Below are 22,077 nucleotides of genomic sequence, written 5' to 3'. Positions count from 1 at the left end.
CCATGACAAGGAGTTCCGTGTCCCGCAGCATCGTTCCCGACCTCAGCACGTACGAAGTCTGGTTCCTCACCGGCAGCCAGAACCTGTACGGAGACGAGACGCTGCGGCAGGTCGCCGAGCAGTCGAAGGAGGTCGTGGCGGGCCTCGAGGCGGCCACGAGCATCCCGGTGCGCGTGGTCTGGAAGCCGACGCTCGTCGACCCGGCGAGCATCGCGCGCGTCATGCGCGAGGCGAACGCCGCCGAGAACGTGATCGGTGTCATCACCTGGATGCACACCTTCAGCCCCGCGAAGATGTGGATCTCAGGGCTCGACCAGCTCACGAAGCCGCTGCTGCACCTGCACACGCAGGCCAACGTCGAGCTGCCGTGGGCCGACATCGACTTCGACTTCATGAACCTGAACCAGGCCGCCCACGGCGACCGCGAGTTCGGGTACATCGCCTCGCGCCTGTCGGTCGCCCGCACGACGGTCGTCGGCCACGTGTCGAACCCGGCCGTCACCGACCGCATCGGGGTGTGGGCCCGCGCCGCCGCCGGGCGCCACGCCACGCAGAACCTGAAGCTCGCGCGCTTCGGCGACAACATGCGCTTCGTCGCCGTCACCGAGGGCGACAAGACCGAGGCCGAGCTGCGCTTCGGCGTGCAGGTCAACACGTGGGGTGTCACCGAGCTCGCCGACGCCGTGCACGCCGTCTCCGACAGCGACGTGGATGCACTGGTCGCCGAATACGCGGACCTCTACGACGTCGACGCGGCCCTCCTGCCGGGCGGCGACCGGGCCGACTCGCTGCGCTACGGCGCCGCGATCGAGCTGGGCCTGCGCTCGTTCCTGGAGGCCGGCGACTTCGGCGCCTTCACCACGAGCTTCGAAGACCTCGGAAGCTTGCGCCAGCTGCCCGGCCTCGCCGTGCAGCGCCTCATGGCCGACGGCTACGGCTTCGGAGCGGAGGGCGACTGGAAGACCGCCGTGATGGTGCGCGCCGCGGCTGTCATGGGCGCAGGCCTTCCCGGTGGCGCGAGTCTCATGGAGGACTACACCTACCACCTGGTCCCCGGTGAGGAACTGATTCTGGGCGCGCACATGCTCGAGGTCAGCCCGTCGCTCACCAGCCAGCAGCCGCACCTCGAGGTTCACCCGCTCGGCATCGGCGGTAAGGATGACCCCGTGCGCCTCGTCTTCACCGCCGACGCCGGCCCCGCCGTCGTCTGCGCGCTCAGCGACATGCGCGACCGGTTCCGACTCGTTGCGAACGTCGTCGAGAACGTGGCCCTGCCCGCGCCGATGCCGAAGCTGCCCGTCGGCCACGCGGTGTGGAAGCCGGCGCCCGACTTCGCCACCTCAGCCGCCGCATGGCTCACTGCGGGCGCCGCCCACCACACCGTTATGTCGACCCAGATCGACGTCGACGTGCTGCGCGACTTCGCCGCGATGAGCGGCGTCGAGCTGCTCGTGATCGACCACGACACGACGCTGCCCGCCTTCGAGCAGCAGCTGCGGTCGAACGCGGCGTACTACCGACTGGCGCAGGGGTTGTAGATATGCCGCCCCGAGCATCCACAAGCTTCCCGGGTTTCCCCGGGATCCGTCCGAGCCTCTCAGTGATGAGAGACGCGGTCGACTGCACCACCCCCATTCCCACTCGAAAGGACACACAGTGAAGAAGAGGACTCTTCTCTCGATCGTGGCCGCCGGCGCGATGACCCTCGGTCTCGGCGCCTGCGCCGCGGACGCTGGCGGCGACGGCGACGGCGGCCTCATCGGCGTTGCCATGCCGACCCGCTCGTCGGAGCGCTGGATCGCCGACGGAAACGCCGTTCAGGCCGAGCTGGAGGCCGCGGGCTACCGCGTCGACCTGCAGTACGCCGAAGACGACATCCCCACCCAGGTCAGCCAGATTGAGAACATGATCACCCAGGGTGCCGAGGCCCTGATCATCGCCTCGATCGACGGCACGACGCTGACCCAGGTGCTGCAGGACGCGGCCGACGCGGGCATCCCCGTCATCGCGTACGACCGTCTGATCCGCGACAGCGAGAACGTCGACTACTACGCCACGTTCGACAACTTCCTCGTCGGCCAGCAGCAGGCCCGGACCCTGCTGCACGGCCTGGGGCTCACTGACCTCGATGGCAACCCCGTCGATGGCGCCCCCGAGGGACCGTTCAACATCGAGCTGTTCGCCGGCTCGCTCGACGACAACAACGCCTTCTTCTTCTGGGACGGCGCGATGGATGTCCTCCAGCCGCTGATCGACGACGGCACGCTCGTCGTTCGCTCGGGCCAGACGAGCATCGAGCAGGCCGCCACGCTGCGCTGGGACGGCCAGGTCGCCCAGAGCCGCATGGAGAACCTCCTCACGGCGAACTACTCGGACGGCACCACGGTTGACGCCGTGCTCTCGCCCTACGACGGCCTGAGCCGCGGCATCATCTCGGCCCTGACCGACGCTGGCTACACCGTGGGCAGCGACTTCCCGATCATCTCGGGTCAGGACGCGGAGCTCGACTCGGTGCGCGCCATCCTCGCGGGTGAGCAGCACGCGACGATCTTCAAGGACACCCGTGAGCTGGCGAAGGTTGCCGCGGGCATGGCGCAGGCCCTGCTCGAGGGCGGCGAGCCCCAGATCAACGACACCGAGACGTACGACAACGGCGTGAAGATCGTGCCGTCGTTCCTGCTCGGCCCGGTGCCCGTGATCGCGGACAACGTGCAGTCGGCTCTGATCGACACCGGCTACTGGACGGCGGAGGACGTCGGCCTGTAACGGGTCGACACCTCTGACCGATTCGGTCGTCACATCGGCCGGTGGTGGGGTTATGCTCCCCACCACCGGCCACCCCCAGAACAACGACGTACGAAAGGGATCGGGTACTGACGTGACCCAGAACATCCTCGAGATGCGCGGCATCACGAAGACCTTCCCGGGTGTGAAGGCCCTGTCTGACGTGACCCTGCAGGTTCAGCGCGGCGAAGTCCACGCGATCTGCGGCGAGAACGGCGCGGGCAAGTCCACCCTCATGAAGGTGCTCTCGGGCGTGTACCCGCACGGCACCTACGACGGTGAGATCGTCTTCGAAAATGAGACGGTCGAGTTCTCCGACATCCGCGACAGCGAGTCGAAGGGCATCGTCATCATTCACCAGGAGCTGGCCCTCAGCCAGTACCTGTCGATCGCCGAGAACATCTTCCTCGGCAACGAGGTCAAGGGACCCTTCGGCCTCATCGACTGGAACAAGACCAACTTCGAGGCCGCGAAGCTTCTCGCCCGCGTGGGCTTGAGCGAGAAGCCGACCACGAAGGTCATGGACATTGGTGTCGGCAAGCAGCAGCTGGTCGAGATCGCGAAGGCGCTGTCGAAGGAAGTGAAGCTGCTCATCCTCGACGAGCCGACCGCCGCGCTCAACGACGCTGACTCCGACCACCTGCTCGACCTGATCCTGCACCTGAAGCAGCAGGGCATCACGTCGATCATCATCAGTCACAAGCTCAACGAGATTCGCAAGATCGCCGACAACGTCACCGTCATCCGCGACGGCAAGACCATCGAGACGATCACCCGCACCGAGGTCAGTGAAGACCGCATCATCAAGGGGATGGTCGGCCGCGACCTCGAGCACCGGTACCCCGACCACACGTCGCACATCGGTGAGGAGGTGCTGCGCGTCGAGAACTGGACGGCCCACCACCCGCAAGACAACCAGCGGGTCATCGTCGACAACGTGTCGATCACCGCGAATGCAGGCGAGATCGTCGGCATCGCGGGCCTCATGGGCGCCGGCCGCACCGAGTTCGCGATGAGCCTGTTCGGGCGCGCGTACGGCTCGCGCATCTCGGGCACGGTCTACAAGCGCGGCAAAGAGATCAAGGTGCGCTCTGTCGCCGAAGCGATCCAGAACGGGCTCGCGTACGCGACGGAGGACCGCAAGACGTACGGCTTGAACCTCATCGAAGACGTGAAGCGCAACATCTCTGTTGCCTCCCTCGACAAGCTCGTGACGATGGGCCTCGTGAACGACAACGAGGAGTACCGCATCGCGAACGAGTACAAGAAGTCGATGAACATCAAGACGCCGAGCGTGATGAACAAGACCGGCCAGCTGTCGGGCGGTAACCAGCAGAAGGTTGTCCTGTCGAAGTGGATCCAGTCGGACCCCGATGTGCTCATCCTCGATGAGCCCACCCGCGGCATCGACGTGGGGGCGAAGTACGAGATCTACACGATCATCAACCGCCTCGCCGACGAGGGGAAGGCGATCATCGTCATCTCCTCCGAGCTGCCCGAGCTGCTCGGCATCTGTGATCGCATCTACACCCTGTCCGAAGGTCGCATCACCGGCGAGCTGCCGACCGAAGACGCCACCCCTGAAGCTCTGCTCAAGCTCATGACCCTGGAGAAGCAGCGATAATGACCAGCCAGACCACGAACCCCGCTCCGCTCGGGCCCGCTGACACCGGCCGCCAGAACAAGATCACGGCGATGCTGTCGCACGCCGCGGCCGACCTCGGCAAGAACGGCATCTTCCTGGCCCTGCTCGCCGTCGTCGTGTTCTTCTCGATCACGACCAACGGCATCCTCTTGCGGCCGCAGAACATCTCGAACCTGATCGTGCAGAACGGATACATCCTCGTCCTTGCGATCGGCATGGTCCTCGTGATCGTCGCTGGCCACATCGACCTCTCCGTCGGCTCGGTCGCGGCCTTCATCGGCGCCGTGTCCGGAGTCTTCGCGGTCACCTGGGGCCTGCCATGGTGGCTCGCGATCATCCTCTCGCTCGCCGTCGGCGCGCTCGTCGGTGCATGGCAGGGGTTCTGGATCGCCTACGTCGGGATACCCGCGTTCATCGTCACATTGGCGGGCATGCTGATATTCCGCGGTGCCGCCCTCATCACCCTCGGGAACTCGAACATCGGTTCGTTCCCGCAGGAGTACCGCAACCTCGGCAACGGCTTCATCAACTTCCCGGTCGAGCTGTTCGGCACCACGGTCGATCCGCTGACCCTCGCGATCGGGGCGTTTGCTATCGCGGGGCTCATCGTGCAGCAGCTGCGCACCCGCGCAGGCCGCCTGAAGTACGGCCAGGAGGTCGAGCCGACCCCGTGGTTCATCGGAAAGCTCGGCCTGTTCGTCGTCGGTATCGGCGCGGTCTCGTTTGCGCTGAGCTCGTACAAGGGCATCCCGGTCACGCTCGTCGTCCTTGCCGCTCTCGTGCTCACGTACGGCGTCGTCGCGAACCGCACCACGTTCGGCCGCCACGTCTACGCGATCGGCGGCAACCGCCGCGCTGCGGAGCTCTCGGGCATCAAGACGCGCTGGGTCGACTTCTACCTGTTCGTCAACATGGGTGTCCTCGCCGCGCTCGCCGGCCTCATCTTCACCGCCCGCCTCAACCTGGCGGGCCCGAAGGCCGGTGAGGGCTTCGAGCTCGAGGCCATCTCTGCCGCGTTCATCGGTGGTGCCGCAGTGCAAGGCGGCATCGGAACGGTGACTGGCGCCATTATTGGTGGCTTCATCATCGGTGTGCTGAACAACGGCATGTCGATCATGGGCATCGGTATCGAGTGGCAGCAGGCGGTGAAGGGACTCGTGCTCCTCCTGGCGGTCGCCTTCGACGTCTACAACAAGAACCGGGCCGGGGTGCGCACCCGCCGGTAAGAATTCCGAGAACCCGGATGCGCGCATCCGGCCCACGAGGGAACTCGCGTCACGAGGCCCCGCGGCGAGATCGCCGCGGGGCCTCGTTGCGTGGGAGCGGTTCCACACGGTTTCCGCTTAGGCTCGGAGGCATGAGTGACGACTACCGCCAGCACGGGGTGCAGTTCCCGGACACCTTCCTGTTTGGCTCGGCCACCGCCAGCTACCAGATCGAGGGGGCGGCGACCGAGGACGGGCGCGGAGCGTCAATCTGGGACACGTTCAGCCGCAAGCCCGGAGCCGTGCTGCACGGGCACACCGGCGACGTCGCGTGCGACCATTACCACCGCCTCGACGACGACCTCGACCTGATGACCTCGCTCGGTCTTCAGGCGTACCGATTCTCGATCGCGTGGCCGCGCATCCAGGCTGACGGGAAAGGTTCCGCGAACGACCGCGGCGTCGCGTTTTACAGCCGCCTCGTCGACGGGCTGCTCGCCCGCGGCATCACTCCCATAGCGACGCTCTACCACTGGGACCTGCCCCAGACCCTCGAAGATGCGGGGGGGTGGGCGGCGCGCGACACCGCGCTGCGCTTCGGCGACTACGCGCACCACATGGGTGAGGCTCTCGGCGACCGGGTCGCCGTGTGGACGACCCTCAACGAGCCGTGGTGCAGCGCCTACCTCGGGTACGGGGCGGGCGTGCACGCTCCGGGCGTGACCGACCGGCTCGCGACGCTGCGCGCCGTGCACCACCTGAACCTCGCGCACGGGCTCGGCATTCAGGCGCTGCGGGCGAGCGTGACGAAGCCCGACGTGCAGTACTCGGCGACCCTCAACCCGCAGGTCGCGCGCGGCGTCGACGACACGTCGGCCGAAGCAATTCGGCGCATCGACGCGCTCGGCAACCGCGCCTTCACCGGCCCAATGCTGCGGGGCGAGTACCCCGCCGACCTGCTCGCCGACACCGCGTCGATCACCGACTGGTCGTTCGTCGAACCGGGCGACCTCGAGCAGATCCACCAGCCGCTCGACGTACTCGGCGTCAACTACTACTCGACCATGCGGGTGCGGCTGTGGGACGGCGTGGGTGAGCGGCAGTCGGCCGACGGGCACGGCGCGTCGCGCGGCACGGCCTGGCCAGGGGCTGCGGAAGAGATCGAGTTTCTGCCGACCGACGGGCCGCACACCGACATGGGCTGGAACATCGACCCGGCCGCGTTCGAAGACCTGCTCGTCGAGTTGCACGAGTCGTATGGGCTGCCGCTCATGATCACCGAGAACGGGGCGGCGTTCCCCGATGTGGCCGACGAGTCGGAGCGGGTGCGCGATGCCGACCGTATCGACTACCTGCGCCAGCACTTCACAGCCGTGCACCGCGCCATGGAGCGCGGCGCCGACATCGTCGGCTGCCAGGTGTGGAGCCTCATGGACAACTACGAGTGGGCCTACGGCTACACGAAGCGCTTCGGCATCGTGCGCGTCAACTACGACACGCTCGAGCGCACGCCGAAAGACTCGGCGCACTGGTACGCGCAACTGATCCGCGAGCGCGCGATCCCCGCGTAGGGGGCGCGGGCGCGTCGCGCGGGGCCGCGCCGCCGCCTCGCCACCTCGCCGCCGCCTCGCCGCCTCGCCACCTTCCCGCCGCCCCCAACGCTGCGAGCTTGGTGCAACACCGCACGTTCGTACGTGCGGTGTTGCACCGATCGTCCAGTGTTGGGGCTGAGCACCCTGGCGTGCGGCGTGCGGGGTGCGGCGTGCGCGACGCCGGGACGGGATGCGCGCATCCCGTCGTTCAGGAACAGTCGCCAGAATGGGCGTATGGCTCTGAATATCACGGGGGATGCCCGCGCCGACCAACTGCTCACCGACGACCCGTTCGCCCTGCTCGTCGGCATGCTGCTCGACCAGCAGGTCACGATGGAGACCGCGTTCGCGGGGCCGGCGAAGATCGCCGACCGGATGGGCTCACTCACTCCGGCCGCGGTCGCCTCGGCCGACCCGGAGGAGTTCGTCGAGGTGTTTCGGCAGACTCCGGCGGTGCACCGGTTCCCCGGCTCGATGGCCGGGCGGGTGCAGGCGCTTGCCGAGGTCGTGCGTGATGAGTGGGGTGGCGACGCGGCCGCGATCTGGACCGCGCCCACCGATGACGGTCACGCTCCGACGGGGGCCGACGTGCTGCGCCGGCTGAAGGGGCTGCCGGGCTTCGGTGAGCAGAAGGCGAAGATCTTCCTCGCGCTGCTGGGCAAGCAGTGCGGACTGGAGGCTGACGGCTGGCGCGAAGCCGCCGGAGACTATGGGGTCGAGGGCTCGTACCGATCGGTCGCCGACATCGTGGATGCCGACTCGCTCGCCCGCGTGCGCGAGGCCAAGAGGGCTGCCAAGGTGAAAGCGAAGTAGAGCGCCAGAACGGTCGATTCGTAGTGCGGTACAGCTGAGGCCTGACCGCGCGAGGATAAGGCTGCGCGAGGCGGCCCGGCGCTGCCGAGTGGACGGCGTACGGCGCGTCTTACCCAGCGCGTTTGTGGCAAGACCGGGCGAACGAACCTGCGGGTGTGCACCGAACTGCCGGGGTAGGGGCGGTGACGACCAGGGTAGGGGTGGCGATGGTCGGTGCTGACGCCTCGCTCACCCCCACCGCACGGCGCAGCGCACCCGAACACGCCGACTCGAATCGATTCGACACCGGGGCCTCTGCAGGCGTAGGCTGGCCCCGCTCGAGTGCGGAGGCCGGGGGTTTGTGAACGGCGATCCGTCCCGCCCGCGCGAGCTGCGCATCCGACCGCCTGCCGACGTCGACGCGACCGCCATCGCGTCGACGTCGCCCGCGAGCCACCGTGCGCGACCAGCACCGCCGCCCCAGACCGACCGCTCGCACCGACGCGCCGACGCCGCCCGCGCCGACGCGCCCAGAAAGGCAGCCCGCGTGACGACCGTCGTGCATCCCGGAGACTCGCTGACCCGCCGTCAGCGCCTCGTCTACGTCATAGTGCTGGGCGCACTCACGGCGCTCGGACCGTTCACGGTCGACCTGTACCTGCCGGCGTTCCCCGCGATCGAGGCCGAGCTCGACGTCAGCACGGCGACGATCCAACTCACGCTCACCGCCACGATGATCGGCTTCGCCCTCGGCCAGCTGCTCGTCGGCCCGTGGAGCGACAAGGTGGGCCGCCGCCTGCCGCTCATCGTTGCGACAACCGTGCACGTCGCCGCGAGCATCGGCGTGGTGCTCGCCCCCGACATCACCTGGCTGATGGTCGCCCGCGTGCTGCAGGGCGCGGGCGCGGCGGCCGGTGCCGTCGTCGCGATGGCGACCGTGCGCGACCTGTTCGGTGGCTACCCGCTCGTGCGCATGCTGTCGCGCCTCGCCCTCGTGAACGGCCTCGCGCCGATCGCCGCTCCCATCATCGGCTCGCAGCTGCTGCTGGTGACAGAGTGGCGGGGGCTCTTCGTCTTCCTCGCCATCTACGGCGTCGTCATCGTGCTGGCGTCGTGGCTGTTCATCGTTGAGACGCTGCCTCCCGCGCGCCGCGTCGACCCGGGCCACTCGACGATCGGGCAGCGCTACCGGTCGCTGTTCGGCGACCGCATCTTCGTCGGCGTCGCGCTGGTGGGCGGCTTCACCTTCTCGGGCCTGTTCGTCTACCTGTCGGCGTCGTCGTTCCTGTTTCAAGGCGTCTACGGCCTGGATGCACAGGGCTACGGCCTGCTGTTCGCCATCAACTCGGTCGGCGTGGTCGCGGGCGTGCAGATCGCCTCGAGGCTGGCGAAGTTTGTCGGCCCGCAGTGGATCCTTGGCGTTTCGACCGCCGTCCTCGTCCTCAGCGCGACCGCGATCGTCGTGCTCGACTCGGCCGGCGCTGGCCTCCTCGGCACGATCGTGCCGCTGTGGTTCTTCATCACGGCGTGCGGCTTCGGCTTCCCCTGCGTGCAGGTGCTGGCGCTTGCGAACCACGGCAAGGAGGCCGGCACGGCCGCGTCTCTGCTCGGCGCCCTCAACTTCGGACTCGCCGGCACACTCTCGCCGATCGTTGGCCTCTTCGGCATCACGAACTCGGTGCCGATGGGCGCGATGATGGCCGTCTGCGGCGCCCTCGCGGTCGTGTCGCTGTGGGCGGTCGTGCGCCCGTGGACGGTTCCGCCGCTCAGTCGCTGAGCGTTTCCGCGGTCGACAGGGATGCTGCGCTAGCGTCGCGCGCATGTCTACTGTTCGCGAGGCCCGAAAGATTCGTCGCCGCTGGCCGGTGATCAGCGCCGGCGTCGGCATGGGGGTCGCCGTGCTGCTCGGCGCGTTGATCGCGCTGCGCGGGTCGCCGCTCGGGGCCGACGAGGAGTTCATGAGCGAGCTGCTCGAGGAGCGCGGCCCCTGGTTCGACGTTCCGGCGCTGTTCCTTGACTGGATCGGCGGGCACCTGGTGGGCGTCGTGATCGTGCCGCTCGCGATGGTGATCTGGCTGCTCGCTCTGCGTCGCCCGTGGGCGGCGGGGTTCTCGATCGTGGCGGCGGCGGTCAGCGCTGGGCTCGTGCAGCTGCTGAAAGCGCTGTTCGATCGCGCCCGCCCCGAGTTCATGCTGGTGGCGAGCGACGAGGGGTCGTTCCCGTCGGGTCACGTGGCGAACGCGGCGACGATCGCGGTGGTGCTCGCCCTCGTCTTCGGTCTCGAGCGCTCGCGCTGGTGGGTGTGGCTGGCCGGGGCCGCGTACGTGGTCGCGATGGCGCTCGCGCGCACCTACCTCGGCGTGCACTGGGTCACCGACACGATCGGTGGCGCGCTCCTCGGCGCGGGGGTCGCGGTGGTGCTGTGGGCTCCGATCGCCGACCGGCTGGCGGCTGAGCCGCGGGCGCGCGCGTCCCTCGGCGGCTGACGCGAGAGGAGTGCCCGCGCGTGACGGGCATCCGTCGAGTATTAGGGATGCGCATCCCTCTTGCGCGTTATTGTCCATCTGGATAAAATGGCCCGCATGAAGATTCTCCTTGTCGGCGCCGGAGGCGTCGGAGACGCCATCGCCAAGATCGCCGCCCGCCGCTCGTTCTTCGAGCAGATGATCGTGAGTGACTACGACATCAGCCGCGCCGAGCGAACCATCGCGTGGATCGCCGCGAAGCACGGTGACCAGGGCGACCGCTTCGTTGCCGCGCAGATCGACGCCTCGGATGCGGCTGTCGTCGAGAAGGTAGCGCGCGAGCACGGCGCCACCCACGTGATGAACGCCGTCGAGCCGAAGTTCGTCATGCCGATCTTCCGCGGTGCGATCGCCGCTGGTGCCGACTACATGGACATGGCGATGAGCCTGTCGGTTCCGCACCCGTCGAACCCCTACGCCGAAACCGGCGTGAAGCTCGGCGACGAGCAGTTCGCGGGCGCCGACGAGTGGGAGGCCGCCGGCCGCCTGGCGCTCGTCGGCATGGGCGTTGAGCCCGGCCTGTCGGACGTGTTCGCCCGCTACGCCGTCGACCACCTCTTCAGCGAGGTCGACGAGCTCGGCACGCGCGACGGCGCCAACCTGGTCGTGTGCGACGACGAGGGCAACGAGATCTTCGCCCCGTCGTTCTCAATCTGGACCACCATCGAAGAGTGCCTGAACCCGCCCGTGATCTTCGAGAAGGACAAGGGCTGGTTCACGACGCCGCCGTTCAGCGAGCCGGAGGTCTTCGACTTTCCTGAGGGCATCGGCCCGGTCGAGTGCGTCAACGTCGAGCACGAAGAGGTGCTGCTCATGCCGCGCTGGCTCGACGCGAAGCGCGTCACCTTTAAGTACGGGCTCGGCGACGAGTTCATTGGCATTCTGAAGGCCCTCAACCAGTTGGGGCTCGACAAGACAGAGCCGATTCGCGTGCGCAGCGCGAACGGGCCCGTCGAGGTCAGCCCGCGCGACGTCGTCGCGGCCAGCCTGCCCGACCCCGCAACCCTCGGCCCGCGCATGACCGGCAAGACCTGCGCCGGCCTCTGGGCGACGGGCACGGGGAAGGACGGCCAGCCGCGCGAGGTGTACCTCTACCACGTGAGCGACAACGAGTGGACGATGGCCGAGTACGAGGCCCAGTGCGTCGTCTGGCAGACCGCCCTCAACCCGGTCGTCGCGCTCGAGCTGCTCGCGACCGGCGCCTGGAGCGGCGCCGGCGTGCTCGGCCCGGAGGCGTTCGACGCGAAGCCCTTCCTCGACCTGATGGCGAAGCCTGAGAGCGAAGGCGGCTACGGCCAGGCGTGGGGTCTCGAGGAGCGCACGCCGAGCCGCGCGTAGTCTTTCGCGGGTGACCGACACCACCACGGCGGGCCGCAACTGGGCCGGCAACATCTCATTCACCGCTCCCCGCCTTGCGCACCCGACGAGCATCGATGAGCTCGCCGACCTTGTCCGCACGGCCACGTCGGTGCGCGCCGTGGGCTCACGACACACCTTTACGGCGCTCGCCGACAGCGCCGACCTGATGGTGTCGACGGAGGCGCTTCCCGCCGAGGTGACGGTCGACGAGAACGCGCGCACCGCATCCGTGTCTGGCGGCATGCGCTACGCGGAGGTGGCGCGCGCACTCGACGCGTTGGGCTGGGCGCTCGGCGCGATGGCGTCGCTTCCGCACATCACGGTGGCCGGCGCGATCGCGACCGGAACCCACGGCTCGGGGGATGCGGCGGGCTCGCTCGCGAGCGCCGTCACCGCTCTCGACGTGGTGCGGGCCGACGGGTCTCTCGTCACGCTGCGCCGCGCAGACGCCGACTTCGCCGGCGCGGTCGTCGCACTCGGAGCGCTCGGGGTCGTGACGCGCGTCGAACTGGAGGTGGAGCCGAGCTACACCATGACCCAGGTGGTTGACCGGGGCCTGCCGTGGGAGACGGCGCTCGACAATCTCGACACCGTCATGGGGTCTGCCGACAGCGTCAGCATGTTCACGACGTGGGTCGATCCGGAACGAATCGACCAGGTGTGGCGAAAGGCTCGCGGGTCGCTCGCGCCGCCCGCTCTCGACGGCGCGACGCGGGCTGGGGCTCCCGGGCACCCGCTCGACGGCGAACCCGCCGAGAACTGCACCGACCAGACGGGAGCGCCGGGGCCGTGGCACGAGCGCTTGCCGCACTTCCGCGCCGAGTTCACCCCGTCGAACGGCGACGAGCTGCAGTCGGAGTACTTCGTTCCGCGTGACCGTGCGGTCGATGCGTTGAGGGCCATGCGGTCGCTCGGTCCGGAGCTCGCGAGCCTGCTTTTCGTCAGCGAGATTCGCAGCATCCGCGCCGACGACCTGTGGCTGTCGGGCGCGTACGGGCGCGACACCATCGGCATCCATTTCACGTGGCGCCCCGACGTGGCGGGCGTGCGCACTGTGCTGCCGCGGATCGAGGCGGCCCTCGCGCCATTCGACGCACGCCCGCACTGGGGGAAGGTCTTCACACTGGATGCGCACACGCTCGCGTCACGGTGGCCGCGGTTCGCCGACGCCGCCGATCTGCGCAGGCAGTTCGACCCTGACCGCGTCTTCCGCAACGCCCAGCTCGCCGCGTGGGGCATGTAGAGCCCGGGCCGGGCTTGGGAGGCTCGCGCATGGCCGGGCGACGCGCGCTCTGGGCGGGCCGCATACGGCAGACTGTACCCATGCGGCAAGCGTTTTCCCACGTGCGCGAGGTGCGCCCCGAGATCGTCGAGGGCGCGCATCCCGTGCGCAGTGTGCTGCGCCTGCTGGGCCTGCACCGCTGGCGCATGGCGGGCGCCGTTGCCGCCTTCGCGGTGAAAGAGACCCCCGTCTGGATGCTGCCGGTTGTCACGGCACAGATCATCGACATCGTGGTCGCCGGCGGTCCCGCAAGCTCGCTCTGGCTCTGGGCCGGCATCGCGCTTGCCACCCTCGCCCAGCACTACCCCAATCACGTGCTCTACACGAAGCTCTTCATGGGGGCCGTGCGCTCCCTCGGGGCGGGCCTGCGCAACGCGCTCGCCAACCGGCTGCAGCAGCTGTCGATCGGCTTCCACACGCGCGCGAACTCGTCTATCGTGCAGACGAAGGTCGTGCGTGACGTCGAAAACGTCGAGGTCATGCTGCAGCAGGTCACCCACCCGCTGCTGTCGGCAACCATGGTGCTGATTGGCGCGATCGTCATGACGGCCATCGAGGTGCCGCAGTTCTTGCCCGTGTACGCGCTGGCGATTCCGCTCGCCGTGCTCTTGCGCGCGATCCTGATGCGGCGCAGCCGCGAACGCAACGAGCTGTTCCGCCGCGAGGTCGAGCACTTCTCGGCCCGCGTCGGCGAGATGGCGAGCCTCATGCCCATCACCCGCGCCCACGGCCTCGAGCACATCGCCACCGACCGCGTCGCGGCGGGCGCTGAGGGCGTGCGCACCGCGGGCTACCGCCTCGACCTCTTGAACGGACGCTTCGCCTCCCTGTCGTGGGTGACGCTGCAGCTTCTCGGCGTTGCGTGTCTCGTGCTCGCCGCCTACTTCGCGATCTCGGGGCTGCTGCCGATCTCGCCCGGCCAGGTGGTGCTGTTGAGCTCCTACTTCGCGCTGCTGACCACGGCGGCGACCGGCCTGCTCATGCTGCTGCCGATCATCGCCCGGGGCACCGAGTCGGTGCGCTCGATCGCCGAGGTTTTGCAGGACCCCGACATCGAGCACAACGCCGGTCGGGCCGTCGCCGCTCGCCCGAGCGGCGCGATCGCCCTCGACGCGGTCACCTTCCGCTACCCCGACGCGGATGCACCAGGCGACCCGCCGACATCGGCCCCCGCCCTCGACGGGCTCACCCTCTCGATCGCCCCGGGCGAGACGGTTGCCTTCGTCGGACCATCGGGCTCGGGTAAGTCCACCCTGCTGAACCTCGTGCTGGGTTTCGTGCGACCCACCGACGGCCGCGTGCTCATCGACGGCGTTGACGCGTCGACGCTCGACCTGCGCGCCGTGCGGCGACACGTGTCGGTCGTGCCGCAAGAGTCGGTGCTGTTCGAAGGATCGATCCGCGACAACATCACGTACGGCCTCGGCGACGTTCACGACGCGACGGTCGAACAAGCCCTGCGCGACGCGAACGCGCTCGACATCGTGACGGCGCTGCCCGAGGGCTGGCACACGCGGGTCGGCGAGCGGGGGGCGCGGCTCTCGGGAGGGCAGCGGCAGCGCCTGTCGATCGCACGGGCGCTCGTGCGCGACCCGAGCATCCTGCTGCTCGATGAGGCGACGAGCGCGCTCGACAGCGAGTCGGAGGCCGTGATCGCCGACGCGCTGTCGCGGCTCATGCGCGGCCGCACGACCCTCGTGGTCGCCCACCGCCTGTCGACGATCCGCAGCGCCGACCGCATCGTGGTGCTCGAGCGCGGCCGCATCGTCGAGCAGGGCAGCCACGACGAGCTGCTCGCCGCCGACGGCCGCTACGCGCAACTGCACCGGGTGCAGGCCGGTTGACGACCGGCTGACGGTCTACTGACTACTGCGTCTTGACCGCGACACCGAGGGTTGCGCACGTGACGGCATCCAGCGCCACGAGCGGCTCGCTGCCCGCAGCTGACCGGCGCGCGGCCGCATCGCGGGGGAGATGCACGGCCGCCTCGGCGTGCAGTGGAACCACGCGCACCTCGAGCGCCGACCCCGGCCGCCACCCGTGGTCGCGTAGCCGGACAATCCACGGCGAGCCGTCCCAGAAGCGGTCGAGCACCACGCGGCCATCGATTGCCAGCTCGGCGACGTCACCCGCCCAGTCGACGGTGAGCACGGGATCATCGTCGGGCCCGAGCGCGTCGAGCCCGCTCAGTGACCACCGGTGGGCATGCCGTTCTCGCTCGTCGGCGGAGGGCGCCGCCGCCCGACGCTCGCGTGCGCCGTACCCCGCGGGCACGGGGGTGCCGGCCGTGGTGGCGATCGCCGACACGGCGACGGAGTGCCCGGTCTCGCCGCTCAGCGGCAGGTCGACCCACGCACCCGCCCGCGTGTCGAACCGTCGCGCTGAGGGCGTGCCGCCGAGTGAGCGCACGACGATCCGGCCCGCGGCGTCGACCCAGACATCGTCGGTGCTGACGACGAGCTCGCGGCCGCGCTGGGTGGTGAGCACCCATGCCGCGGACGCATCGTCGGTGCTGAGCACGAGCATCCGAGCCGCCGCATCGCCGTCGACAAGTTCGATGACGCGCGGTGCGCTCGCATCGACCCGCCAGACACCCGGATGCCCGCCCACCGCCTCGACGCCGTCTCCGGTCACGACGGCGCTCGCAGCCACGCTGAGCAGCACGGGCACGGCGTCGTGCGCGGCGAGGACCGTGACGGGTGTGGGGCCGGGAAGTTCGGTGATGAGCGACGCCGACGCGGAGCCCAGCGTGAGCGCGCCGATCGGCCACCGCACCGGCCAGTGGGCGAGCGTGCCCGCTGGCAGGTCGACCGGCAGGGCGGGCACGGCCTCGACACAGCGGTGGCCGCCGTCGCCGACCGGCACGTCCAGCTGCACGTCGTGCAGCGTCGGCAGGGGCCGGTGCGGTTGGTGCCACGACACGACGGCAAGTGCGGCGCGTCCGTCGGTGCGGGCCGCCCAGCGCACGGTGGTCGTATCGTCGAGCCCGCGGGGCAGCTCAGCGGGCAGCCTCGAGGGCATCCGGCCGCGGGCGTCGGTGGTAGGCGGTCGCCATGCCCCCGCCGAGCTCGCACGTCGCAACGGGGTAGTGGGCGCCGGGGACGGGCACGTCCGCGGGCGGCGCGGGGCGTGCATCCCGTGCGGTGACGTCGGCACCGATGCCGGGGTCGTCCCAGACGTGGCTGAAGAAGAAGTGCTCGCGGAAAGTGTCGTGCCATGGCGCGTCGTGGTCGACCCAGAAGCCGTCGCTGTAGCCGCCGTAGAGCGGCATGACGTCGTCGATCGGCAGCCGCGCTCCCATCCACGCGGTGGCGGTCGTGATGGCGGCACTCAGGCCGAGGCGGCGGGCAAGCGCGGCGAGGGTGGCGATGTGGGCGGGGTCGTCGACGAGTTCGTTCTCGATCTGGATGCCCACCACGGGTCCGTCGGGGCCGAGAACCGCGTCGAGGTGGCCGGCCAGTGCTCGCCACCAGGCCTCGACCTGAGCGAGGTAGCGCGGGTCGTCGGTGCGAACGGGGTGCGCCGCGGTCGCGACCTCATCGGGCAGCCCGCCGTACCGTGCCTCGCCGTGGCACCACGGCCCGATGCGCAGGATCACGAACAGCCCGGCGTCGGCGGCAGCGCACACGAACGCGGCGACGTCGAGCCGGTCGTTGAAGTCGGGCTCCGCATCGAGCCGCGGCTGATGGTGATTCCAGAACACGTAGCTCGACACGACCGTGACGCCGCCCGACCGCAGCAGGCGCAGTCGTTCCTCCCACCGTTCGCGGGGCACCCGACTGTAGTGCAGCTCACCCGAAACGGGCACGGTGGGGGTGTCGTCGACGAGCACGGCCTCCCGGGTCAGCGTGACGCGGGAGTGCGTCACCCCGTGGCGAGCCTGCGGCGTCGGCGTGGCCGCCGCGCGGGTCATGCGGATGCGCGGGCGGCGATCCGCAGGAAGCTCCAGCTTTCCGCTGGCACCGTCAGCGTCGTTGCAGCGTCTCGGACGCTCACCCCGTCGAGCGGCTGCGGCTCAGCGGCGCGCGCCGACTCAGCGGTGTGGCGGGGCCCCTCGTGGTCGGCGACGATGGCGCGCGCGTCGGAGAGTGACGCGTCGACGAATCCCACGTGATCGATCGTGACCTCGACCGGCTCGGTCGAGCGGTTGGTGAGACCGACGACGAGTTCACCGGCGTCGGCATTCCAGGTGACCACGGTCGAGACCGCGTCGACCTCACCGTGCTTGGCGGTGACGAGTCTCGGCGAGTCGCTGCGAGCATCCAGGGCCACGCCGCTTGCGTGCTGCGCGAGCAGCGCGATCGGGTAGAACGTCGTCTGGCGCCAGGCCTCGCCGCCCGGCTCGGTCATGATCGGGGCGATCACATTGACGAGCTGGGCGAGGCAGGCGATCGCCACGCGGTCGGCGTTGCGCAGCAGCGTGCCGAGCAGGTCGCCGACGACGACGGCGTCGATCGTCGAATACACGTCTTCGATCAGGCGGGGCTGCTCGAGCAGCTCGAGGTTGTCCTCGCCGGCGAAGTTGTCGATGTACCAGACGTTCCATTCGTCGACGGACAGGCGGATGCGCTTGTCCGAGTGACGACGGGCGGCCACGGCGTCGGCCGTCGCGATGACCTCGTGCATGAACGCCTCGAAACTGGCGCCGCTCGCGAGGAAGCTCTGCCGGTCGCCGTCGCGCTCCTGGTAGTAGGCGTGCACCGAGATGTAGTCGACGTCGTCGAAGGTGTGCTCGAGCACGACGCGCTCCCACTCGCCGAACGTGTCCATCTCGCGCGACGAGCTGCCGCACGCGACGAACTCGATCGTGGGGTCGACGCGGCGCATCGCCTGGGCGGCTTGGCTCGCGATCTTGCCGTAGTCGTCGGCCGTCTTGTGGCCGATCTGCCACGGCCCGTCCATTTCGTTGCCGAGGCACCACAGGCGAATAGCGTGCGGTTCGTCGTAGCCGTTGCGGCGGCGCAGCTCCGACCACGTGGTGCCGCCCGAAGTGTTGCAGTACTCGACGAGCGCGGCCGCTTCGGCCGCGCCGCGGGTACCCAGGTTCACGGCCATCATCGGCTCGGTGCCGGTCTTCTTCGTCCACGCGACGAACTCGTCGGTGCCGATCTCGTTCGGCTCGATCGTGCGCCAGGCGAGGTCGATGCGGCTCGGGCGGTCGTCCCGCGGCCCGACGCCGTCCTCCCAGATGTAGTTGCTGACGAAGTTGCCGCCGGGGTAGCGCACGACGGTCGTGCCGAGTTCGCGCGTCAGTTCAGCGACGTCCCCGCGGAAGCCGTCGGCATCGGCGGTGGGGTGGCCGGGCTCGTAGATGCCGGTGTAGACGGCGCGACCGAGGTGTTCCACGAACGAGCCGAAGATGCGTCGGTCGATGTGTCCCCGCACGAAGGAGGGGTGGACGGTGATGCGGGCGGTGGAGGTCATGAAGGCTTCCCTGTCGGCGGTGACGGGGCAGGGGCGCGAGCGGCGACCGTGACGGTCGCCGAGCATCCGCCTGCTATTTTGCGGTTGTAGACAACATATAGGGCGTGACGGCGTCGGCGAAGCTCTCGCGGGTGCGTCGAGCGACCTCGGCGAACGGCCTCGCCCAGATGTCGGCGTTGAAGAGTTCGACCTCGATATCGCCGCGGTAGCCGGCCTGTTCGACCTCGCGTGTCATGCTGCCGAAGTCAATCACCCCGTCGCCCGGGTAGTGGCGGGCGAGCAGGGCGTCGGCGGGCAGCGGCGTCGCCCAGTCGCACACCTGGTAGCTGGCGATCCGACGGCCGCGCCCAGCCCGACGAATCTGCTGCAGGAGCTGCGGGTCCCAGAACACGTGGAAGCTGTCGATCACGACGCCGACGACGTCCGGATCGAACGCTTCGGCGAGGTCGAGGGCCTGCCCGAGCGTCGAGACGACGGCGCGGTCAGAGACATACATCGGGTGCAGCGCCTCGATCGCGAGCTGAACACCGGATGCACGTGCATGCGGCGCGACGGCGGCGATCGCCTCCGAGACGCGCGCCCGGGCGCCCGCCAGGTCGCGCGACCCCTCGGGCAGGCCGCCCGCGACGATCACGAGCACGGGTGCCGAGCCCTCGGCCCCCGCAGCATGCAGGGCCGCCGTCTCGTCGATCGCGCGCCGCACCTCGTCGAGGGCGTCACGCCGGGACGGCTCCTTCTCGACGGTGAAGAAGCCGCCCCGACACAGGGAGGAGAATCGCAGACCCGAATCGGCGAGCATGCGGCAGGCCACCTCGAGACCGACCTCGGCGACCGGTTCGCGCCACAGGCCGATGCTCTCGATGCCGGCCTCGCGCGTGACGCTCAGCGCGGTTTCCAAATCGGCGTGCTTGATGGTCGCCTGGTTCAGCGACAGGCGCGCGGTCGCGCTCACGCGACGACCTCGCTGAGGGTGGATGCGCGTGGTGCGATCGTGGCGCGCGACGCGTCGACGCCGTTCACCGACAGCAGGGCGTGCCAGCGTGCGGCCGCGAGCTCGGGGTCGGTGAGGGCTCCCGCGGCGTTCGCGAGTTCGACCGTGCGCGACAGGTGCGGCAGGCTGCGCGCCGCGTGGAGGCCGCCGACCATTCGGAAGGCGCTCTGGTGACCATTCAGCCACGACATGAACGCGATCCCCGTCTTGTAGTAGAAGGTGGGGGCCGCGAAGATGTGCCGGGATAGCTCTTCGGTCGGCCCGAGCACGCGGCGATACGCGGCCGTGTCGCCGGCGTCGAGCGCCTGGATGGCGGTGGAGGCCAAGGGCGCGAGGGCAGCGAAGGCGCCGAGCAGAGCATCCGAGTAGCCGTGCTCGTCGCCCTCGATGAGCGACACGTAATTGAAGTCGTCGCCGGTGAACATGCGGGCGCTGTCGGGCAGGCGGCGGCGTACCGCGATCTCGGCGTCGGCGTCGAGCAAGCTCATCTTGACGCCGGCCACCACGTCGACGTTGTCGGCGATGATCGCGAGCATTGTGCCCGCCGCCTCGGCCTGGTCGTTCGAGCCGAAATAGCCCGCCAAGTGCGGATCGAAGGCGGTGCCCAGCCAGTGCAGCACCACGGGCGTGGTGGCCGAACCGAGCACGGCGTTGTAGACGCGTCGGTAGTCGTCGGGCCCGTCGGCGACGCGCGCGAGGTGCCGACTCGCCATGAGCACCGCACCCGCCCCGGTCTGCTCGACGAACGCGAGCTGCTCGCGATACGCGTCGATCACGGCGGGCAGAGAAATCACCTCGTCGCCGATGTGGTCGGTGTTGACACCAACGACGAGGGAACCGTTCACCGAGGCTGCCTCGGTGGCACTGCGGCCGATCAGCTCGCGGGTGGCCGCAGCGTCAAGGCCCATGTTGCGCTGAGCTGTGTCCATGGCGTCGGCGACGCCGAGACCCCACGACCACACCTCGTGCCGGAAGGCGAGCGTCGCGTCCCAGTCGATGTCGGCGGGATGCCCCGGCACGGTTTCCGATGCGGTCTTCGGAACGACGTGGGCGGCCGCGTAGGCGACGCGCGAGCGGAGCGGCGCCGAGGGCCGCGCCGTGGCGACGGTCTCGCGCAACTCGGTCGTGCGCGTCGATCCGTCGGCGGCCAGAAGGGTGAGGTGGGACATCGGCGATACCTAGACGCGTGCGCCCGAGACGCTGATGATGGGCAGGTCGATGCGACGACCCGAGCGCGACGACTCGAGGCCTTTCTCGGCCAGCAGCATGCCGCGCGCACCGGCGAGGAAGTCATAGTGGTGGGGAGCGTCGTCGACGACGTGGCGGATGAAGTCTTCCCACTGCGTCTTAAAGCCGTTTTCGAACACCTCGTTCGTTGGCACGTCGAGCCAGGTCGAGGCGTAGTCGATCTCGTCGACGAGGTCGGGGTTCCATACCGGCTTCGGCGTCGCGTTTCGCGGTTGGATCTTGCAGCCGAAGAGACCGACGACCGCGGAGCCGTGCGTGCCGTCGACCTGGAATTCGACGAGCTCGTCGCGGTTGACCCGCACGGCCCAACTCGAGTTGAGTTGCGCGACGATGCCGCCCTCCAACTCGAAGATCGCGTACGCCGCGTCGTCGGCGGTGGCCGGGTACGGGCGACCCTCTTCATCGACGCGTGCCTGGATGTGCGTGACGGCGCGGGCATAGACGGACTCGACGCGACCGAAGATGTTCTCGAGTACGTAGCTCCAGTGCGGGAACATGTCGACCGTAATGCCGCCGCCGTCCTCAGCGCGGTAATTCCAGCTCGGCCGCTGCGCGGGGTGCCAGTCGCCCTCGAAAACCCAGTAGCCGAATTCACCCCGCACGCTGAGGATCTGGCCGAAGAAGCCGGAGTCGACCAGGCGCTTCAACTTCTGCAGACCGGGAAGGTACAGCTTGTCGTGCACGACGCCGTTCTTCACGCCCGCTTCGGAGGCGAGTCGGGCGAGCTCGAGCGCGTCGTCGTAGTTCTCGGCGGTCGGCTTCTCGGTGTAGATCGCCTTGCCCGCGGCGATGGCCTTCTTGATGGCAGCTGCGCGGGCCTTGGTCACGAGAAAGTCGCCGTAGATCTGCCACGTCGGGTCGGCGAGAGCGCCATCGAGATCGGTGGTGTAGTCGGGAATGTCGTGACGTTTCGCCAGCTCGGCGAGCTTGTCTTCACTGCGGCCCACCAGGAGAGGGCGCACGTGCACGCGGCGCCCATCGGCGAGTTCGACTCCGCCCTGCTCGCGGATCGCGAGGATCGAGCGCACCAGGTGCTGGCGGTACCCCATGCGCCCGCTGGCGCCGTTCATGATGATTCCGATTGTCGACTCTGACACGTGTGGCTCTTTCTGGTGCGGCCGGGAGGGTGTGAACACCGCCCGGATGGGAAAGCGTTTACCGCAGTGTAGGGCAGGTGCGCGGCGTGCGCAACACCCCGGCGTGGCGGGCTCGCCTCCGCCACGCGACTCG

Annotated in this window: 17 protein-coding genes; 11 read left to right on the top strand and 6 right to left on the bottom strand. The window is 69.2% G+C overall.

Going from position 1 to position 22,077, the window contains the following annotated elements:
• Window positions 1-2 precede the first annotated feature (2 nt).
• The 11 genes from araA to EV140_RS06235 all read left to right on the top strand — a co-directional run bounded on the left by araA (window position 3) and on the right by EV140_RS06235 (window position 15,028).
• The gene (gene araA / locus EV140_RS06285) at window positions 3-1,538 is read left to right on the top strand and encodes an L-arabinose isomerase (RefSeq protein WP_130282167.1); all 1,536 of its coding nucleotides are present in this window, start codon (window positions 3-5) and stop codon (window positions 1,536-1,538) included.
• Window positions 1,539-1,698: 160 nt separating this feature from the next.
• Window positions 1,699-2,766 carry a multiple monosaccharide ABC transporter substrate-binding protein gene (gene chvE, locus EV140_RS06280; protein WP_130282488.1) on the top strand — a complete coding sequence of 356 codons (1,068 nt, stop codon included), beginning with the start codon at window positions 1,699-1,701 and terminating at the stop codon, window positions 2,764-2,766.
• A gap of 112 nt (window positions 2,767-2,878) precedes the next feature.
• Window positions 2,879-4,408, top strand: a complete 1,530-nt coding sequence (mmsA, locus tag EV140_RS06275) for a multiple monosaccharide ABC transporter ATP-binding protein (protein ID WP_096423681.1) — start codon at window positions 2,879-2,881, stop codon at window positions 4,406-4,408.
• Window positions 4,409-4,479: 71 nt separating this feature from the next.
• A complete protein-coding gene (gene mmsB, locus EV140_RS06270) occupies window positions 4,480-5,655 on the top strand; it encodes a multiple monosaccharide ABC transporter permease (RefSeq protein WP_241971349.1) in 1,176 nt (391 codons plus the stop codon).
• Window positions 5,656-5,786: 131 nt separating this feature from the next.
• Window positions 5,787-7,205 (top strand): GH1 family beta-glucosidase, encoded by a 1,419-nt coding sequence (locus EV140_RS06265; RefSeq protein ID WP_130282163.1) that lies wholly within the window; start codon window positions 5,787-5,789, stop codon window positions 7,203-7,205.
• A 255-nt stretch (window positions 7,206-7,460) separates the two neighbouring features.
• Window positions 7,461-8,039 carry an HhH-GPD-type base excision DNA repair protein gene (locus tag EV140_RS06260; protein WP_130282161.1) on the top strand — a complete coding sequence of 193 codons (579 nt, stop codon included), beginning with the start codon at window positions 7,461-7,463 and terminating at the stop codon, window positions 8,037-8,039.
• 526 nt (window positions 8,040-8,565) lie between these two features.
• The gene (locus EV140_RS06255; RefSeq protein WP_130282486.1) at window positions 8,566-9,795 is read left to right on the top strand and encodes a multidrug effflux MFS transporter; all 1,230 of its coding nucleotides are present in this window, start codon (window positions 8,566-8,568) and stop codon (window positions 9,793-9,795) included.
• A 43-nt stretch (window positions 9,796-9,838) separates the two neighbouring features.
• A complete protein-coding gene (locus tag EV140_RS06250) occupies window positions 9,839-10,504 on the top strand; it encodes a phosphatase PAP2 family protein (RefSeq protein WP_241971327.1) in 666 nt (221 codons plus the stop codon).
• Window positions 10,505-10,600: 96 nt separating this feature from the next.
• Entirely contained in the window at window positions 10,601-11,881 is a 1,281-nt protein-coding gene (locus EV140_RS06245; RefSeq protein ID WP_130282159.1) for a saccharopine dehydrogenase family protein, read from the top strand.
• A 10-nt stretch (window positions 11,882-11,891) separates the two neighbouring features.
• A complete protein-coding gene (locus EV140_RS06240; protein ID WP_130282157.1) occupies window positions 11,892-13,145 on the top strand; it encodes a D-arabinono-1,4-lactone oxidase in 1,254 nt (417 codons plus the stop codon).
• 80 nt (window positions 13,146-13,225) lie between these two features.
• Window positions 13,226-15,028 (top strand): ABC transporter ATP-binding protein, encoded by a 1,803-nt coding sequence (locus tag EV140_RS06235; protein ID WP_130282155.1) that lies wholly within the window; start codon window positions 13,226-13,228, stop codon window positions 15,026-15,028.
• Window positions 15,029-15,050: 22 nt separating this feature from the next.
• On the opposite strand, the gene EV140_RS06230 is transcribed toward EV140_RS06235, so the two are convergent.
• The 6 genes from EV140_RS06230 to EV140_RS06205 form a co-directional block, all read right to left on the bottom strand.
• Window positions 15,051-16,205 carry a hypothetical protein gene (locus EV140_RS06230; protein ID WP_130282153.1) on the bottom strand — a complete coding sequence of 385 codons (1,155 nt, stop codon included), beginning with the start codon at window positions 16,203-16,205 and terminating at the stop codon, window positions 15,051-15,053.
• Window positions 16,183-17,052 carry a beta-galactosidase gene (locus EV140_RS06225; protein WP_157985619.1) on the bottom strand — a complete coding sequence of 290 codons (870 nt, stop codon included), beginning with the start codon at window positions 17,050-17,052 and terminating at the stop codon, window positions 16,183-16,185. The genes EV140_RS06230 and EV140_RS06225 overlap by 23 nt, the downstream gene beginning before the upstream one ends.
• A gap of 41 nt (window positions 17,053-17,093) precedes the next feature.
• Window positions 17,094-18,608, bottom strand: coding sequence for an arabinosylfuranosidase ArfA (arfA, locus tag EV140_RS06220; RefSeq protein WP_130282149.1), 1,515 nt, complete (start codon window positions 18,606-18,608; stop codon window positions 17,094-17,096).
• A gap of 73 nt (window positions 18,609-18,681) precedes the next feature.
• A complete protein-coding gene (locus EV140_RS06215; RefSeq protein ID WP_130282147.1) occupies window positions 18,682-19,560 on the bottom strand; it encodes a sugar phosphate isomerase/epimerase family protein in 879 nt (292 codons plus the stop codon).
• Entirely contained in the window at window positions 19,557-20,768 is a 1,212-nt protein-coding gene (locus tag EV140_RS06210) for a dihydrodipicolinate synthase family protein (protein ID WP_130282145.1), read from the bottom strand. Before EV140_RS06210 ends, EV140_RS06215 begins: the two co-directional genes overlap by 4 nt.
• Window positions 20,769-20,777: 9 nt before the next feature.
• Complete coding sequence (locus tag EV140_RS06205; RefSeq protein WP_130282481.1) at window positions 20,778-21,917, bottom strand: Gfo/Idh/MocA family protein; 1,140 nt, start codon at window positions 21,915-21,917, stop codon at window positions 20,778-20,780.
• Window positions 21,918-22,077: the final 160 nt, after the last annotated feature.

This window comes from Microcella alkaliphila (assembly GCF_004216855.1).
Classification (GTDB): Bacteria; Actinomycetota; Actinomycetes; order Actinomycetales; family Microbacteriaceae; genus Microcella; species Microcella alkaliphila.
The sequence above is the reverse complement of the archived record's forward strand: the minus strand, read 5'-3'. Positions and strand labels throughout refer to the sequence as shown.